Raw genomic sequence first — 17879 nt, 5'->3', positions numbered from 1 at the left:
CCCATGCAAGTAACACTTACAAATAAAAAGAAAGTCCAGAATGGTTGGGCAATGTATGACTGGGCAAATTCAGTTTATAGCTTGGTAATAACTTCTACAATTTTCCCAGTTTATTATAATAGCGTCACCAAAGCCGCGGATGGAGGGGATCATGTCAGTTTTTTTGGAATAGATATGATCAATACGGTTCTGTATTCTTATTCTATCTCATTTTCTTTTCTGATCATTGCTTTGATCTCTCCATTGCTTTCGGGAATAGCAGATTCTACAGGTAAGAAACTCTCCTTTATGAAATTCTTTGCTTACCTCGGATCTATTTCCTGTATTGGCCTGTATTTCTTTGATGGGAGTAATCTTGAGTTTGGTATCATTGCCAGTGTATTAGCAAGTATTGGCTATGCAGGAAGTATTGTTTTTTACAATGCTTATTTACCAGAAATCTCAGAAGAGAGTGAATATGATTTTTTAAGTGCAAAGGGTTTTGCATTGGGATATATAGGATCTGTGATTCTTTTGGTATTAAACCTTTTGATGATCCAATTTCCTTCTGCATTTATGCTTCCAGACGATGGCGTAGCCGCTAGATTGTCCTTTCTGATCACTGGAGTTTGGTGGGCAGGATTTGCCCAAATTACTTTTCGAGTATTACCCAAGAATCCTTTCGGTAAGAATGTGACAAAGGAAATCATTGCCAAAGGTTATAAAGAAATTCGAAAAGTGTTTTTGGAAGTAAGAGAGATAGGGGTGATGAATAAATTTTTGGCTTCTTTTTTCTTTTATTCCATGGGAGTTCAAACGGTTATGTATTTGGCGGCAAGTTTTGGAGATAAAGAGTTGGGATTGCCTGGAGATCAGCTGATTTTGACAATTCTAATAATCCAGTTCGTGGCAATCATTGGTAGTTATTTCTTTGCGTTTTTATCAAAGAAATTTGGGAATAAGTCCAGTTTGGTAATCATGGTGATTGTTTGGATTTTCATCTGTGGGGCTGCATATTATGTTTATACGGTTTATGAGTTCTTTGCATTGGCATTTGTGGTAGGGCTTGTTATGGGGGGAATTCAATCCCTTTCTAGGTCTACGTACTCCAAATTGATTCCTGTTAGTACCACTGACCATGCATCTTATTTTAGCTTTTATGATGTGACAGAAAAAATGGCTATCGTAATAGGTACTTTCTCGTATGGAGTGATCGAACAGTTGACCGGAAGTATGCGAAACAGCTCATTAACCTTGGGTATCTTTTTCTTGGTAGGTTTAGGGTTCCTTTTATTAGTTTCAATCCCTAAAACGCAATTGTCAAAATCAAATTAAACTAGACAATGCTTAAAATTATCAGAGGCAATCAGGTAAGCGAATTAGACAAAAGCCATCTTAGGAAATCCGGCCAATCCAGCCATGAATTGATGGAAGTTGCTGCCTTGGGTTTTGTAGATTGGTACATTTCCAGAGAAGAATTCAAACTTGATCCTGTTATTATTTTTGTCGGCGCTGGCAATAATGGTGGGGATGGCTTGGCGATAGCCAGGAATCTTGTTCACCATGAGTATTCAGTGATTGTTGTGACATGTTTTTCTGATGAAAAGTCACTGTCACCTGATGCGTTAAATAATTGGCATTTGTTGCCAAAGGCTGTTGAGAAAATAGCTTTTGAAAATTTTGAATTCCCTCATTATGGGGTCTTGATTGATTGTTATTTAGGAGTAGGCCTAAAAGGTGATTTACGGGAAAGCGCTATTCCGATCATTCAGAAGATAAATTCTTTTGAAGGCAAAGTAATTTCGGTTGATATTCCTAGTGGACTTCATTCCGGCGAAGTAAATCAAGGTCTCTGCGTTCAGGCAGATTATACAGTGTCTTTTGCATTCCCTAAATTATCCTTGCTTCTTCCTGAAAATGCAAAAACCATAGGAGAGTTGTTTTTGGTAGATATTGGAATTGGAGAAGAGACTTTTGAAGAGTTTGAATCTGAATTTTATTTTATCCAACAGAGAGATATTCCAGCTCTTCATAAAGAGTTTCATAGGTTTGCCTATAAGGGTGATTATGGGAAAGTTTTAATTGCTGGAGGAAGTCCGGGTAAAATGGGAGCCTTAATACTTTGTGCAAAAAGTGCATTAAGAGCAGGCTCAGGCTTGGTCACTTGCCATTTAGAAGACACGGAGAGGTTCATCATTCAAACGGCTGTGCCTGAAGCAATGGCTACCTGGGGATTGATTGCGAATCTTGATTTTTATGATGCTCTTGGTATTGGACCTGGATGGGGGCAGGACGGGAAGAAATATCTTCTTAAACAGATTCTGGAGGAGTTTCAAAAGCCGGTAGTAATCGATGCGGATGGATTGAATATTTTGGCAAAGGAAAAAGAAATGATCAGTTTGATTCCAAAAAACTCTATTCTCACACCGCATATAGGAGAGTTTAATAGATTAGTTGGCCCTGCAAAAGATCACTTGGAACGACTTCAATTAGCCAAAGAATTTGCAGTTTCTAATCAATTGATTTTGGTTTTGAAAGGAGCAAATACAGTGGTTTCTCTACCTTCAGGCAAACAGATTTTTAATTCTTCCGGCACAAAATATATGGCAACCGGTGGATCGGGAGATGTGTTGACCGGAATTATCACTTCCTATTTAGGGCAAGGTTATACTCCTGAGAATGCAGCTATATGCGGGGTTTATCATCATGGTTTGGCAGGAGAAATTGCCGGTAAGAGAAAAAGAAAAGGCTTGATAGCATCTGACATTATAGAAGCTTTTCCGGATTCGTATATTCAACTGGATATTTCATAAACTTATTTTCAATTTGAGGTCAGGTCCTTCAATCCTCCCTTTTTATTTTCGATTTTTAACATGAAGCAAGAAAAGCTTATTCTTTGGACCTTGGCTGCAATCAACTTTATCCATATAGTTGATTTCATGATCCTGATGCCTTTGGGGCCTCAATTGATGCGGGTTTTTGATATTTCTCCAAGAGAGTTTGGTTTGTTGGTTTCCTCATACACATTTAGTGCAGGTATTTCAAGCTTTTTCGGAGCGTTCTTTTTGGACAGATTTGATAGGAAGACGATACTCCTTTGGGTTTATGTTGGCTTTTCCATTGCTACTTTAGGCTGTGCCATTTCTCCCAGTTATCCTATCCTGTTATTTGCAAGAGTAATATCTGGGCTTTTTGGAGGATTAACCTCTGCCTTAATTTTGGCTATTATCGGAGATGTAATTCCTGATTCCAGAAGAGGAAGAGCAATGGGTTTAGTCATGGCTGCCTTTTCACTTGCATCGGTCTTGGGAGTGCCCATGGGATTGTTTTTAGCAAGTTTGTCTGATTGGCACACTCCTTTTTACATTCTAACTGGATTATCCATTATCAGTCTTGGTATGATTGTCAAATTTATTCCAAACATCACCGAGCATCTCGGCAAAGAAATCATCCGTCCCAGCCCAATAGAAGTGGTCAAAAGAGTGACTGGTAATTCCAATCAAATGAGGGCTATTGCACTTTCGGTGATGATGATGTTTGGACAGTTTATGATAATCCCATTTCTAAGCCCTTACAATGTGGCAAACGTGGGATTTACAGAGATGCAGTTGACCTATATCTACATGGCTGGTGGAGCATTTACTATTTTTACCTCCCCATGGGTAGGTAGACTCTCCGATAAATACGGGAAGCTAAAAGTCTTCACCATTTTTATGGCATTGAATGTGATTCCAATTGGGATCATTACTCACCTGGGCATTACACCAGTCCTTTTGGTTTTGGTAATCACTACGATGTTCTTTGTGACTTCAAACGGAAGGTATGTTCCTGCAGCAGCGATTATAACTGGAACCGCTAGGCCAGAAAATCGAGGTAGTTTTCTGAGTTTTAATTCTGCGATTCAGCAAATGTCTGCAGGATTAGCTTCCTTGATTGCAGGGATTATCATTGGAGAAACTGCCACAGGACAATTGACCAATTTCAATCTGGTAGGTTATCTTGCTATATTCTTCAGTCTTCTTTGTATCCCTTTGGCGAGAAGGGTGAAAATTGTCAGTTAAAAAATAACCCCGACATTTCTGTCGGGGTTGATTTTAAAATTCTGCGTTTCCTGGTGTCCTTGGGAAAGCGATGACATCCCGAATATTACTCATTCCAGTGACGAATAGAACCATTCGTTCAAAGCCTAATCCAAATCCTGCATGTGGAGTTGCACCAAATCTTCTGGTGTCAAGGTACCACCACATTTCATCCTGTGGAATATTCATTTCCTCCATTCTCTTAGTCAAGACATCTAGCCTTTCTTCACGTTGGGAACCACCAACAATCTCTCCAATTCCAGGGAAAAGAATATCCATAGCTGCTACAGTCTTACCATCTTCATTTTGGCGCATGTAGAAAGACTTGATTTCCTTCGGATAATCTGTTAAAATCACAGGCTTTTTGAAATGCTTTTCTACCAAATAGCGCTCGTGTTCAGATTGTAAATCTGCACCCCAAGCGTCAATCAGATAGGTGAATTTCTTTTTCTTGTTTGGATTAGAATTACGAAGAATATCGATCGCCTCAGTATAAGTCAATCTGACAAAGTCATTTTCTGCCACAAATTTCAACTTGTCAATCAATCCAAGTTCGCTTCTTTGATCCTGTGGTTTTGATTTTTCTTCATCCCCCAATCGCTGATCTAGGAATTTTAAATCTTCCGCACAATTATCCAAAGCATATTGAATCACATACTTCAAGAAATCCTCAGCAAGATCTTGGTTGTCTTCTGCATCATAGAATGCCATTTCTGGCTCGATCATCCAGAATTCAGCAAGGTGTCTGGCGGTATTTGAATTCTCAGCTCTGAATGTAGGTCCGAAGGTATAGATCTCGGACAAAGCCATTGCTGCCAATTCCCCTTCAAGCTGACCTGAAACTGTCAAATTGGTTTCTCTTTCAAAGAAGTCCTCTTTGTAATCTATTCCTCCTTCTTCATTTCTAGGAGGGTTTTTAAGGTCCAAAGTAGTTACCTTGAAAGTCTCTCCAGCACCTTCTGCATCAGAAGCAGTGATAATTGGTGTGTGGATGTAAAAGAACCCTTTGTCGTTGAAATATTTATGCACGGCATAAGCCAAAGCATGTCTCACTCTGAAAACAGCACCGAAGGTGTTTGTTCTCATCCTCAAATGGGCAATTTCTCTTAAGAATTCCAATGAATGCTTTTTAGGCTGCAGCGGATATTTTTCTGGATCTGCATCACCCAAAACTTCTATGGTAGAAGCATTCAATTCAGAAGACTGACCTGCACCTTGAGATTCTACCACTTTTCCGCTTACTTTCAAGCAAGCTCCAGTTGCGCATCTTTTTAATACTTCCTCAGAAATAATAGTGGGGTCTGCTACGATCTGGTAATTAGTGATCGTAGAACCGTCATTCAGGGCAATAAAGGATACATTTTTATTACTACGCTTGGTACGAACCCAGCCCATAAGTGTCACTTCTTTTCCTACCGGACTTTCATCCAGGATGGTCTTGATTTTGACCCGTTTGTTAAATGCCATTAGGAGTATTTATTTATGGAAAATCTTTTTTCCGAGTAATTTTAAGTGGAATGCAAAAAAACGATTAAATAAGCTTTTTATCAAAAAATTGCTTGTTTTTCATAACTTTGGGTATGGGGCTTTTTCTATTGAAAAGGCCTTTTTTGAACCCAAATGTAGGTTTTATCTGATTACTAATGCAAAAGCTAAATCTTAGCCAGTCACTTTCACAGAAACTTTCCCCTCAGCAGATTCAATTTATCAAATTGTTGCAGGTTCCAACTGCAGAATTAGATACCAGAATTGAAGAGGAATTGGAAATAAATCCTGCCCTGGAAGAGGGGAAGGATGAGGATAATGACAGTTCTGAAGAGTTCGAGGATAATAATTACGAAGAAGATTCTGTTCAGGACGATCGCGACGTCAATATCGATGATTATCTCGATGATGAATATGGTGGCTATAAAATGCAGGGAGATGGAAATTATAATCCAGATGAGGAAGATCGGGAAATCCCTATTTCGAGTCAATCTTCATTGCATGAGCAACTTGTGTCACAGTTGAATTTCTTGAAACTGGATGATCGTCAGAGAATTATTGGACAGCAATTAATAGGAAGCATTGAAAACGACGGATATATCCGACGGGATTTGGATGCGATTATCAATGATTTGGCTTTCAGCCAAAATATTGAAACAGATATTGATGAATTAGAGGAGATTTTAAGGAAGATTCAGTCCTTTGATCCTGCGGGAATCGCTTCCAGAAATCTACAGGAGTGTCTTACTCTTCAATTGGAACGGAAAGAACACCCAGAAGATCCAACAGTAATCCACGCTTTACGAATCATTCAGGATTGTTTTGAGGAGTTTACCAAAAAACACTATTCTAAAATCCAGAAGAAGTGTGACCTGACAGAAGAAGAGACTAAAGATGCTGTCAATCTAATTACCAAGCTCAATCCTAAGCCAGGAGGAGTTGCTGAAGGGCTTGTTCGAACCCAATATATCATTCCGGATTTCATTCTTACCAATAATGGTGGCAAGATGGAAATCAGCTTGAATTCCCGAAATGCACCAGAGTTGAGAATCTCCAGATCTTATTCTGAGATGTTTGATGCATATGATAAGAGTGATAAAAAGGATAAAAAACTGAAAGAAACGGTCACTTTTGTGAAGCAAAAGCTAGATGCTGCCAAATGGTTTATTGATGCCATTAAACAGCGTCAAAATACGCTTTTGAGAACGATGGAGGCAATTCTGAATTATCAGAAAGAGTTTTTTATAGACGGAGATGAGACAAATCTACGTCCAATGATTCTGAAAGATATTGCTGAAAGAATTGATATGGATATTTCTACTGTTTCCAGAGTCGCAAATAGCAAAGCTATTCAGACTGAGTTTGGGGTTTACCCATTGAAGTACTTTTTCTCCGAAGGAATTGCGACAGATAGTGGGGAAGATGTGAGTAACAGAGAAGTGAAGTCAGTTCTTCAGGGAATGGTGGATGAGGAGGATAAGAAAAAGCCTCTTTCTGATGATAAGTTGGTGAAGATGCTAAACAAAAAGGGATATAATATTGCTCGTAGAACAGTGGCAAAATATAGAGAACAATTGCAAATCCCTGTTGCAAGACTAAGAAAAGAACTTTAGTGTCAAGATTTATTGCCCTATTTATTTCCGTTGTATTTCAGCCATTGCTAGTACCTACTTTGGTTTTCGGTTTGATCCTTTTTTTGGTTCCGGAGGCAAGTAGTATTCCTGAAGTGATTAAAGGCAGAATATTCTTACTGATAGTACTTTCTACTCTAGCCATCCCGATGGTAACCATTTTCGGATTACGGCTTAGCGGTACCCTGAAAAGTATCCACATGGTAGAGATTAAGGATCGGGTGATACCTTTTGTAGTGACTACGATCTATTTTCTCCTGACGACATATTTTCTTCATGACAAAACGGAACTAGATCCCATATTATGGCAGGTTTTGGCTGTGATTTCTCTGTCTATCGTTGGTTTGACCTTTGTTACTTTCTTTTGGAAAATGTCAGCCCATATGACTGGAATGGGAGGTTTGATTGCTACAGTAGTAGTTCTGAATTTGCACTTTCTTAATTTTAATGCATTATATCCTCTTTTGGGAGCCATCCTATTGGCAGGAATCGTGGCGACTTGCCGTTTAAAATTAAATGCACATAAGCCCTCAGAGATTTATGTGGGATTAGTTTATGGGTTTATTATTTGCTTTGTTGGATTCTCCATGATATACGGATGAAAATTTATTTCTATTTCAGAAATTAAGACATAAAAAAAACCGGAAATCACTTTCCGGTTTTTTTTATGATGATGGTTTATTTAGAATACTTTGACAGCAACACCGAAATTGATTTGTGATGCTTGTGTACCAATTGGTCCTTTACCTGCCTGGAAAGTATCATTCAGACCATAGTAAAACCAAGAGTAAAAGCCTGGAGATCCTGCTTTAAAAGTCAGTCCATATCTGAATTTTTCAAGTCCGTAATTCTGGGAGTCTTTAACTTTTCTCTTCAGACCATCTGAGTCTTTGTATTTGATTTTGGAATGAGCTTCATATAAAACTCCAAATTTAGCACCTATAGAAAATCTAAACCCTTTGGTGTGGTTAGTCTTATTAAGATGATAAGTAAAGTCTAGCGGGATGTCGAAGTAATTTGCGGCAAACGTGTTGGTTTTCAATCGAATATTGTCTCCATAAACTTCAGATATTTCTTTCAATTCACTAGACTCTACTCCTTTAACAGGGTCGTTGAAAAGATTTTGAGCGTCTTTGAACGCATATTTATCAGTTCCAACACCAATCCCTGGATTCATGGTAATTCCGGATGTTTCTCCAAAAATCTTAATAGGATGCTGAAAATAGACGTTGAAAGTCCTTGATCTGAAAAAATTCAGAGACATGTCTTCTGGTCTATTGTTGAGTTGGTTGAATCCAAATTCGAAAGATAAATCGCTAGGAATATTTGGTCTACCGCCAACTGGTGTTTTTGGACCATCCTGTGCAAAAGCTGTTTGGAGAAGTACCAAAGAGAATAAAACTGTATATAATTTTTTCATCAAATAAAGATTGAATTATTAATTCATCGCGGGCAAAAATATGAATTCCTGAAGGATTTACCCTGTTTTTCGTCTTAATTATTCTTAAGGCTTTGTTTTATATCGAACGGGAAAAACAATTTTTCTATTGCATTCGTATTTGGAAAAAAAGGAAAATTAAATACCTTTGCATTCCATTTCGGCTTCGTAGCTCAACTGAATAGAGCACCTGATTACGGCTCAGGAGGTTTCAGGTTTGAATCCTGACGAGGTCACAAGGCCCAACTTCACGGTTGGGCTTTTTTATTTTTCCTAAAAATCAAGAGTTGAATTCCTCGATTTTAACAGAAACAAAGAGAGTGAATTAAAATTGACCTTTCTTTTTTATGAGGTTACTGGGATTGATTTTCATAAGAATTATTTTTTATTCATTTTTAGCCATTAGTTGATCGAGCTGTTATGAAAAAATCATTCCCTTTGCTTTTGTTGGTCATGATGGGCTGTAGCCTTTTTGAGGACACAAAGCTTGTAGATGTGCAAAAATTCGACGGACCATGTATTATCACTTTGAAGGATGGATCTACGATAGAGACAGAGGGAGGTATTGAGGTTTCTAAACGATATGAAGGAATAACATATAGAGATGAAGATGGAAAAATCTGGTCTCTATTTAAAGACGAATATGATTCCTATTCATGTGGGAATTGACATAAAAAAAGCAGCCCGAAGGCTGCTTTAATTTTTTAATGGGCTAATGCTCCTGATGGTGCTTTGCCTTTTTGCCAAAGGAAAAGAACGATAAATGCGACTATTAAGATGATTGGGAAAGTCATCATAGTTGAAAGTGTCGCTTGCCCCGCAGCTAAATCTAATTCAGCGCCAGTTAGGCCAAGAGCTTTCTGTTCAGCGATATCGCTATCAATCCAGCCTCCGATAAATGGTTGGAATATAGCAGTGGAAAACATTCCTACTCCACCAATAATTGACATTCCTAATGCTCCGCTTTTAGGGATTTTAGCAGCAACAAAACCAATCATTGTTGGCCAGAAGAAGGCAACTCCCATAGCAAAGAAGATTGCAGCAACATAAACCATTGCACCGGTTTGGGTGCTAAATAAATAAATACCGATAGTCGAAATTATTGCTCCACACAATAAAACGCCAGTTTGTCCCAATGCTTTTGTTACTGGACCTCCGAAGAATCTTAATACGGCCATTAATCCAGTTGTAAGAGCAAGGATTAACATTGGCTTAGCACCAGAACTTTCCATAATCAATCCAGTCCATTTTTGAGGGCCAAATTCTGTAATTGCTGTCAATGCCATACATGCGAAAATAAATAAGAACAATGGGGTGATCATTGCCTTAAAATTCGCTGAAAGGGAACTGGCTTGCTCTACACTTGCTTTTGGAAAAGTTTTTCCATTGAATAAAAACGCATAAATAAGTGCAGGGATTGGAATTAACCAAAATTGGCTTTGCCAAGAGAATCCCAAAGAGGACATTAATTCTGATAGTAATGCGCCAACAAATATTCCACCAGGGAACCACATGTGGAATCTGTTAAGCATTTTATTCATTTTCTCTCCTGTGTACATGTCTGCAATCATTGGATTACATGCAGCTTCGGTACATCCACAACCTATCCCCATGAGGAGGTTAGAAGCTAGAAGTAAGACAAAACTTGATTCAGAGACAAAGTAAATTGCAAATAGGGTCAACGCTGCTCCTACAAAGTGAGAAAGGAAAGCTATTTTCATAATTTTTTTAGGCCCTATGGAATGGTAGATCAAGCCCCCGATAATCATTGCGATTGGGAAGCCAAAGAACCATAAGGAATTGAGGTAACCTAAGTTTTCAGCGGAGTAGCCTAAATCATCGCCGAGTTGTTTTAATGTACCGGCACTGATACTGAAAGAAAATGCGGTGGTGATGAGTGCGAAACAGCTTGCGTTAAATAAAGCTGATCGGTTGATGGTTTGAGTCATAAGCTAGGTGTTTTTGGTTACAGGGTCAATGAAAACGTTTGAAACAGCCTGAAAATAGGAAAAATATCGGATTTGGGCTTTTCCGATTGTATAATTTTTATTCCTAGCTTTTAAAAAAAATTACTCAAGTACTAGAAGTGAGCTAGTTACTTTGTCTTCAAATCCGAATTCATCATTCCTTAATAAAATAACTACCACGTATGTGCCTAATGGAACATTCTTGCCACCCACTGTTCCATCCCATTGTAAGATTGGTGTTTCGACTGGGATTTCATTAGTGATTTGATGATGAACCAAGGTTCCTTGACGATTCAAAACAAATAATTCTGCTTCTGACACACCTTCGGTTAACAAAACTCTAAAATCCTTATCAGGATTTCCGAGGATCATCGCATTGGGATATACGATATTAAAATTGCAGGCATCATAGGTGCTGAAATCCACAGCAAATTCACATCCATCCTCTGTAACCACCACTAATTGATAATTTCCGATACTGTCTGGTTTGTAAGTTTCAGCTGTTGATACCAGCTGGTCTTCAAAATACCAGTTGTACTCTGCATATTCACCAGGGTTGATAGGAGGGATGGTGTTGTTTTTTATAGAGCAAAAAGCATAGGATTCCTCAACCACTGGCTGAGTCGTAAATGGGCTTTCTTCAACCTCAATCAATCCCCTTCCAATTTCACAGCCAAGTTCATTATAAGCAACTACTTCATAGGTTCCGGGTGCATCAGAATCAATTTCAAACAAACCATCAAACTGTACTAATTCGGTCCTGTTGTTAAGGGAGTCATAATAAATCCATTCTGTATTAAAGACCTCCTCTTCATTGGTAGTTAAGGTGACTAATCCTAAGCTTGGACTAGGGCATAGCTTCGTAGCCTCTAATTCCATTGGCACAGCAACTATCTGTGGCACTACCTCAAAAGGAACTGGGTCAACTGGACAATAGCCACTTTGTAACGGTTGAACTTGAAGTGAATAGAATCCAAGTCCAGTCGGGTAAAATTCTGCTCCTCTTCCAACAATTCTACCTTGGTCATTTAACCATCGGATGCTTGCTTCCTCTATTGGGATCCCACTGAGATCTATTTCGTATTTAATCGGGTCAAAGCACTTTTCAACTGCAAGTACTGGAGCAAATGAAATTTTTGAAGAAAATGTTGCTGTAAAATCAATTGTCCTTGCGCATAAAGGTGAATTGGGATCAGTGGCCTCTCCAATAATCGAATAATCTCCCTCTTCCGTTAACGTAAGTGATTCATTTGAGGAAATAGTCTGTTCAGTTCCATCCGGGAAAGTTAAAGTGAAAGTTAGATCCTGATCTGTTTCGGGTGTTAACTCAAATGTTTCACAAATATTCAACTCTTTAGGAACAGTGAAACTGACCTGTGGAGCATCAATTATTTCAAAAGATTCAATTGGGTAGGTACATCCATCTACAATGACTTCGAATAAATAATTACCATTCGATAAATTGACTGTTACGGAACCGCTAGCTGGAATTGCTCCCTTTTGGACTTCACCTCTTCCCTCTTGTAAAACCCTGAATTCACCATTTGTTATAGTTGTACCAAAATCAACTGTTGCGGACCCAGGAGTTACTCCAGTTGCAGAACATTGCTCCGAAATAAAAGTGTAAACTGGAGATAGTTGTGAGGCAGGAACAGCTGAGTCTACTGCTAAAAGAGTTGTTGTTTGACAACCGTTTTTCTCCAGCACGATTGAATAAACCTTTGGGGCTAGATTTGAAAATGTTCTTTGGGTTCCATTGGCCGTTGGCCCTTCTACAATATTTAATTCTGGGATATAAAAAGCATCTACATCAGTTTCTAATGTTAATTGAAAACTTCCATCTGTAGCTGTACAGGCACTAGGCTGAGTTAATATTTGAGTGTTTGCTTTTGGAGATTCTTTTAATTCAAATCCAATGATCCTCTCTGAAATACAATCAGGAAAATCTTCTGAAGTTGCCTGGAAAGTGACCAAATAAAGTCCTGGTCCAGATAATTCACTTGATTCAAATTCAACTTCGAATCCTTCTCCTGCCGAACTTCGAATTCCTGTATAATCTTTTTGGATAAACCATTCACCTGAAAGAGGGGTGTCTAGTCCAATCTGAATAGATTCTCCTTCACAAATTGAAGTCGAGGAAGGGATTATTTGAAAGTCAAGTGGTGGGCCTACAAAGGTTGAACCGTTTATTAAACAAGCTTGAGTTCCGTCGGGGTTGGTTCTATAAAGCTCAACGATGTGATATCCAGCTCCATAAGTTTCATATTCATTTCCTTTTCCGAGTTCAACTCTATCTCCATTAATGTCAAGTGCGTACCAAGTAATAGTGTATTCAGATAAATTTGGTGTATTGGGATCGAGGGCGGTCAATAGGGTGGAAGATCCTGCACATAGTAAATAATCTGGAAGTAATGCCAACTCTGGGCCTTCTTGTACTCTTACCGGTTTGTTTTCTTCGTAGAAGTTAACATCGGTTCCTCTACGGACTTTTAGATTTACACTGTAATTGCCAACTTCAGAAAAATAATAATTAAAAGTTTCCAGCTGTCCACTAGATTTTTGTTCTAAGACTTCACCAGATGGTACTTTTGTGATAGTCCATTCATAAACATCACCAGGTTCTCCACCGGCATTAAAAGTGCCCAAGATGCCTCCGCCGATCATGCATAGGTTTTCCGGACCGTCTAATTGCAAATCTGCAACGTCTAAATTATAGTGGGTTAACTCTCTTTCGGTGGTTAAATTTCCTTTCCCAAATACAGTAAGTGATGAAAGAAAAAGAATCCAGACGAAGATGGTCCCAATCTTCCATTTTGGAAATTGAGTCTTAGCGTACAAGGGTCTGATTTTTTAGGGTGCCGGCAAATTTAACAGCTTTTGCCCATATTATTTTTTTACAGACTTTTGGACAAAAAATATTCCAAATAAAAATTTAGGACTAAAAATATTCCTATTCGATGACCATAAGTGAGCCAAGGTAGATTTCATTGATGTCTTTGGCGTAATTTTTATAATTTACCCGTATTGAATAAGCCCCATTGGGTATTTTTTCCCCATTCAAGGTGCCATCCCAAAAACAGGTAGATTCCTCATTGATCAACTCAGTGTTTTTGCAATTGAAAATTAATTCTCCCCATTTGTTGTAAATCCAGACTTCTAATTCGTTTACTAAATAATTGGTGTATATGAGGAAGTTCTTATCTGGGTTTCCAAGTTCCAAGGCATTCGGAAACACAACTTTTAACTCACACTCCTCAATGGTTTCAAAAGAAGTGGAATAAGCGCAACCTTCCTCACTATAAACTACTAAGTCGAATTGGCCAACTAACAATGGCTTATAAGTAGGACTTGTAGAAACTAATTGGTCTCCATAGTACCATTCATAAGAAGCGAAATCTCCCGGATTGATATTTGGAGCAATATCGTATCGAGGACAAATTTGATAGCTTTCCTCCACTAAGGGACGGACTTCATCCATACTTCTGGTGAGCAAAACCAAATCGGAACCTATAAGGCAGGGAACAGAATTGAATATTCGTACTTCATAAGTACCTTCTTGAGTTGCTAGGATTTCGGGTTTGTTTTTTTGATTTGTTAACTCTACCTGATTCCCATTTAGGTCGGTAAACCACCATTCCATAATACTAACTTTCTCCAAATCAGTATCGACTGAAATTGCTGCATCCAATGCATCTGGACAAAAAGGAGCAGCGATCAAATTCACATCGAGAGCCAAGAGAGGTTCTGGGACTTCAAACTCGATAGGTTCCAAATCACAGGGCTCACTGTTTTTAGGTTGAACTAATAATGAGTAAATACCTGACTCTCCATTGAAGGTTAAAAATTCTTCAGTTCCAATTAAATTTTGATTTTCATCATACCAGAAGAACAAAGCATCACTTGGTGTTGCACCGGTTAATTTTGCCTGATAAATTTTTTGACCATTACAGTCTTCGCTGAACAAAATAGGTTCGAAAGGAATAGGTTGGTTGACAAAAACGTAAAACTCTTTAATTTCAGGACAATTTGGAGAACTAATTTCTGGATGGTAACCATATAGACTATAAGTTCCAGTTTGATTTAAAGTAAATGCTTGACCTGCCTGATTTTCTGCTTCACTTCCATCTGGAAAAGTCAAAATAAACTCGAGATCCTGAGTGGTTTCAGGGATGAATTCAAAACTTTCGCAGATAGATAGCGAATCAGGTATATTGAATTCGACTCTTTCTTTGGTAAATGAAAGTTCCATCGAATTCCTTCCCAACTCACAATCTTTCCCAATTTCAGGTATGATACTAAAAACTGCAGCTTCATAGATACCATCCTCAAAAACAGTGATTTCTGTTTTGTCTTTAAACTGGTCTAATTCTTCTATATCACCTGCGGAATTATATCTTCTCCATTCTATATCTGTTACTTCGGAAAAGAATGTAGTGCTCAAATTAATGGTAGCACCTGGGCCAAGTTCACATAATTTTGTGCTAGCCAATGTGGCATCCACTTCTAAAACTGGTTCTTCTATAAGGAATTTCACAGGTGGAATTGGACAAGCCTCACTATTAGCAGGTTGGACATCTAGTTTAAACTCTCCAATTGAAGTTGGAAACATGTTTTGACCTGTACCTATTAACTCATCATTTTCATTATACCATGAGAAAATCACTGAATTCGGATCTCTTCCATAGATTTCGGCAAAATAGGTTCTGTTTCCAAAACAGTCTTGTAGAATTAATTTTGGTTCGAATTCTACCGCTTCAACAAGTTCCACCTCAAATTCCAATGTCGACGGACAAACGTCACTTTGATTAGGTAAGAATCCTGTAATTTTGTAACTACCTTCTGTAGTCAGTATAAATGGATCACCTGTACTTTTTACCTCAGTTGAACCGTCAGGTAGAACAAGACGGTAATCTAAATTTTGATTTGATTCAGGGAAAAGTTCAAAAGACTGACAAATAGTAAAAAGTTCTGGGACTTCAAATAGGGTTTGTTCAAGTCCAGGAACATTTATTAATTCTGCTTTGGGAATCCTGCAACTATCCTGACCATAAAGTTCAAAATAATATTCTCCACCAGTAACCGAAATTTGTAAATCTGATGCGTCCTGAATTTCAGAATTTCTGATTAATGTACCTTTTTCATTAATAAGTCTATACCATCCGTTTATTGGTCCGTTTGGAAAATTGATGTCGATTAAACCATTTAACTTTCCATCGTCAGTACAGATCTCACCAGTTATGTTTTCTATAGTAAAATCCAGGTTTTTCGGAGGAGTTTTAAGTGTGACTACTCCTCCTAAATAATTGGAGCATCCCCCTAGTTGACCAGTAAAAGTATAAGCGCCAGATTTTAAATTTTTAAATTCGTAAGTATCACCTGGGTTTAAGGGAGGTGAAGAAAGACCTAATTCTTCTAAAAATATTTGATCTAGAGCTGTATTTGCTTGGACGGTTATACTTCCATCTGCAACAAAACATTCAGATGAACTTCTACTATCAATAATTTCATAGTCTGGTTGAGGATAATAGGTTATGAAATACGAGTTGGGAAGCAAACAGGCATTTCCACTTATAGGATCTGGTTTGAAAATAATCTCATAATCCCCTGGTTGATTAAGGTCTAAAATGGGGGTCACTAATACACTCTTTCCAAAACCAAGAAATTCTTCTTGAGGGTTTGGTGCCTTTTTGTAGGACCATGAGCCATTTAGATTTAAGGAATTTGTAAAAGTAACCGTGAAGTCTGGACAAATAAATGGAGTAGAACTTTCAATTTCATATCCATCGAAAAGAGTTACTTCCGTCGAAACAGAACCGTCACATGCCATATTGCCCTCATCATCCTCGAAGAAAAATGTGGCTGTATAAGTGTCTGGTAGGAAAACATCTATTGTGTTAGTTGATCCGACAATATTACCTTCACTATCTTTCCATTCAAAAATGTAATTTGAAAAATTTGAACTATTTGGACTGATGGCTGTCAGAGAAATTCCATTAGAATCACATATGTCGTAATTAGGTAGAAGATTAATTTGTGGGCCAGAAATAAGCTCTACATTTTGGGATTGGGTAAATAAAGGAGCTCCTGGTCTGGCAACTGTTAGTTCCACTCGATGGGTACCGATTAAGGAGAATGTATAGCTGATTGTTTGAAATCCAGCTCCCCCGGCTCTATTAAAAAGCAATTGGTCAGACGGTCCAAAAATCTTCCAGGAATAAACATCTGTTAAAGGATCGCCAGCTCCGTAAAAGTCAGCTATCACACTTCCAAAAACATTACAAAGTTTCTCGGGCCCTATTAATTCAGGGTCAGCAAATACTCTTGTTTTTGGATCTGAATTATTGGTTTCGGAAGATGCAACCATAGAGAAACCTATGCTGATTATTACAATCAGCAGGGTCAAAACTGGTCCCGATTTAAATCTTTTGAAATCCAATGGAAAGTGAAAAATTATTGATTTTCAGACCTCTAAGCTACCATATTTATTAGGTCAAAAAAAATCCAAAGGCTGGAATAACCTTTGGATCTAATTAGGAATTTTTACGATTACCTGATAAAAACCCATTCTGTTTCTGTACTTAACTGATCCGAATACTCATATCGATCTTCATTAAAGCTCTTTAATAATTGTGGGTCAGTAATTCTGTTTTTGATTGCATAATTTGTCATCATCCCTCTCGCTTGTTTGGCGAAAAAACCAACTACTTGATAACTATCGTTTTTGAATTCTTTAAAGTGAATGGTAACAAGAGGAGACTTTAAAGTTTTTTGATGCACAGCCTTGAAATATTCCTGAGAGGCAAGGTTGACAATCGGGCTTCCTTGAGCTACTTGGTTGATTGCTTTTGCAATTTTTTTATCCCAAAAATCATATAAGTTTTTACCTCTTCTGTTTTCAAGCTTTGTCCCCATTTCTAATCTGTATGGTTGAATTAGATCAAGTGGCTTTAAAAGGCCGTAAAGCCCCGAAAGTATTCTCAAATGATTTTGAGCAAAATCAAAATCTTCTTCCCTATATTCATCAACATCTATTTTGGTATACACATCTCCTTTGAATGCCAAAAGTGCTTGTTTTGAATTTTCAAAGCTAAATTCCTTTTGAAAAGTCTTAAATCGCTCTTCATTTAGAGTAGCAAGAGAATCGCTGATATGCATTAATCCTGAAATTTCCTTTGCTGTTTTCTTTTTCATGATGCGAACTAATGACTGCGCATCACTTTGAAAATCAGGTAAAGTATGGGATTTAAAACTTGGAATACTATAATCTAATGTTTTTGCAGGTGATATAAGAATTAGCATG

12 protein-coding genes and 1 tRNA gene are annotated in these 17879 nt (G+C 38.0%); 7 read left to right on the top strand and 6 right to left on the bottom strand.

Going from position 1 to position 17879, the window contains the following annotated elements:
• Nucleotides 1-3: 3 nt before the first annotated feature.
• Genes FHS59_RS20650 through FHS59_RS20640 form a run of 3 tightly spaced genes read left to right on the top strand, consistent with a single transcriptional unit; the run spans nt 4 to nt 4040 of the window.
• Nucleotides 4-1314 carry an MFS transporter gene (locus FHS59_RS20650; RefSeq protein WP_184497766.1) on the top strand — a complete coding sequence of 437 codons (1311 nt, stop codon included), beginning with the start codon at nt 4-6 and terminating at the stop codon, nt 1312-1314.
• Between the two features lie 8 nt (nt 1315-1322).
• A complete protein-coding gene (locus FHS59_RS20645; protein WP_184497764.1) occupies nt 1323-2792 on the top strand; it encodes an NAD(P)H-hydrate dehydratase in 1470 nt (489 codons plus the stop codon).
• Between the two features lie 60 nt (nt 2793-2852).
• On the top strand, nt 2853-4040 hold the full coding sequence (locus tag FHS59_RS20640; RefSeq protein WP_184497762.1) for an MFS transporter: 1188 nt from the start codon (nt 2853-2855) through the stop codon (nt 4038-4040).
• Nucleotides 4041-4073: 33 nt separating this feature from the next.
• Here FHS59_RS20640 and asnS read toward each other — a convergent pair whose 3' ends face one another.
• The gene (gene asnS / locus FHS59_RS20635) at nt 4074-5525 is read right to left on the bottom strand and encodes an asparagine--tRNA ligase (protein ID WP_184497760.1); all 1452 of its coding nucleotides are present in this window, start codon (nt 5523-5525) and stop codon (nt 4074-4076) included.
• Between the two features lie 176 nt (nt 5526-5701).
• Between asnS and rpoN the strand changes: the two genes are divergently transcribed.
• Together rpoN and FHS59_RS20625 are read left to right on the top strand one after the other, a co-directional pair.
• Nucleotides 5702-7156, top strand: a complete 1455-nt coding sequence (rpoN, locus tag FHS59_RS20630) for an RNA polymerase factor sigma-54 (RefSeq protein ID WP_184497758.1) — start codon at nt 5702-5704, stop codon at nt 7154-7156.
• A complete protein-coding gene (locus FHS59_RS20625) occupies nt 7156-7776 on the top strand; it encodes a PA-phosphatase (RefSeq protein WP_184497756.1) in 621 nt (206 codons plus the stop codon). Before rpoN ends, FHS59_RS20625 begins: the two co-directional genes overlap by 1 nt.
• A gap of 80 nt (nt 7777-7856) precedes the next feature.
• On the opposite strand, the gene FHS59_RS20620 is transcribed toward FHS59_RS20625, so the two are convergent.
• Nucleotides 7857-8594 carry a porin family protein gene (locus FHS59_RS20620; RefSeq protein WP_184497754.1) on the bottom strand — a complete coding sequence of 246 codons (738 nt, stop codon included), beginning with the start codon at nt 8592-8594 and terminating at the stop codon, nt 7857-7859.
• A gap of 180 nt (nt 8595-8774) precedes the next feature.
• On the opposite strand from FHS59_RS20620, the gene FHS59_RS20615 reads away from it, so the two are divergent.
• A tRNA-Arg gene (locus tag FHS59_RS20615) sits at nt 8775-8848 on the top strand.
• A 184-nt stretch (nt 8849-9032) separates the two neighbouring features.
• On the top strand, nt 9033-9281 hold the full coding sequence (locus tag FHS59_RS20610) for a DUF903 domain-containing protein (protein WP_184497751.1): 249 nt from the start codon (nt 9033-9035) through the stop codon (nt 9279-9281).
• Nucleotides 9282-9316: 35 nt separating this feature from the next.
• Here the strand turns inward: FHS59_RS20610 and FHS59_RS20605 are convergent, their stop codons facing one another.
• From FHS59_RS20605 to yaaA, 4 genes are all read right to left on the bottom strand, one after another.
• Nucleotides 9317-10561: an MFS transporter gene (locus tag FHS59_RS20605; protein ID WP_184497749.1), complete on the bottom strand. Its 1245-nt coding sequence runs from the start codon at nt 10559-10561 to the stop codon at nt 9317-9319.
• A gap of 120 nt (nt 10562-10681) precedes the next feature.
• On the bottom strand, nt 10682-13417 hold the full coding sequence (locus FHS59_RS20600; RefSeq protein WP_184497747.1) for a hypothetical protein: 2736 nt from the start codon (nt 13415-13417) through the stop codon (nt 10682-10684).
• A gap of 112 nt (nt 13418-13529) precedes the next feature.
• On the bottom strand, nt 13530-16982 hold the full coding sequence (locus tag FHS59_RS20595; RefSeq protein ID WP_184497745.1) for a gliding motility-associated C-terminal domain-containing protein: 3453 nt from the start codon (nt 16980-16982) through the stop codon (nt 13530-13532).
• 143 nt (nt 16983-17125) lie between these two features.
• Complete coding sequence (gene yaaA / locus FHS59_RS20590) at nt 17126-17878, bottom strand: peroxide stress protein YaaA (RefSeq protein ID WP_184497743.1); 753 nt, start codon at nt 17876-17878, stop codon at nt 17126-17128.
• Between the last annotated feature and the right edge of the window lies 1 nt (nt 17879).

It is taken from the genome of Algoriphagus iocasae (genome assembly GCF_014206875.1).
Taxonomy (GTDB): domain Bacteria; phylum Bacteroidota; class Bacteroidia; order Cytophagales; family Cyclobacteriaceae; genus Algoriphagus; species Algoriphagus iocasae.
This window is presented reverse-complemented; position numbering and strand designations above follow the sequence as displayed.

Coding starts and splice junctions, on each gene's coding strand:
- FHS59_RS20650 (WP_184497766.1), top strand. CDS start 4: ATGCAAGTAACACTTACAAATAAAAAGAAAGTCCAGAATGGTTGGGCA.
- FHS59_RS20645 (WP_184497764.1), top strand. CDS start 1,323: ATGCTTAAAATTATCAGAGGCAATCAGGTAAGCGAATTAGACAAAAGC.
- FHS59_RS20640 (WP_184497762.1), top strand. CDS start 2,853: ATGAAGCAAGAAAAGCTTATTCTTTGGACCTTGGCTGCAATCAACTTT.
- asnS (WP_184497760.1), bottom strand. CDS start 5,525: ATGGCATTTAACAAACGGGTCAAAATCAAGACCATCCTGGATGAAAGT.
- rpoN (WP_184497758.1), top strand. CDS start 5,702: ATGCAAAAGCTAAATCTTAGCCAGTCACTTTCACAGAAACTTTCCCCT.
- FHS59_RS20620 (WP_184497754.1), bottom strand. CDS start 8,594: ATGAAAAAATTATATACAGTTTTATTCTCTTTGGTACTTCTCCAAACA.
- FHS59_RS20610 (WP_184497751.1), top strand. CDS start 9,033: ATGAAAAAATCATTCCCTTTGCTTTTGTTGGTCATGATGGGCTGTAGC.
- FHS59_RS20605 (WP_184497749.1), bottom strand. CDS start 10,561: ATGACTCAAACCATCAACCGATCAGCTTTATTTAACGCAAGCTGTTTC.
- yaaA (WP_184497743.1), bottom strand. CDS start 17,878: ATGCTAATTCTTATATCACCTGCAAAAACATTAGATTATAGTATTCCA.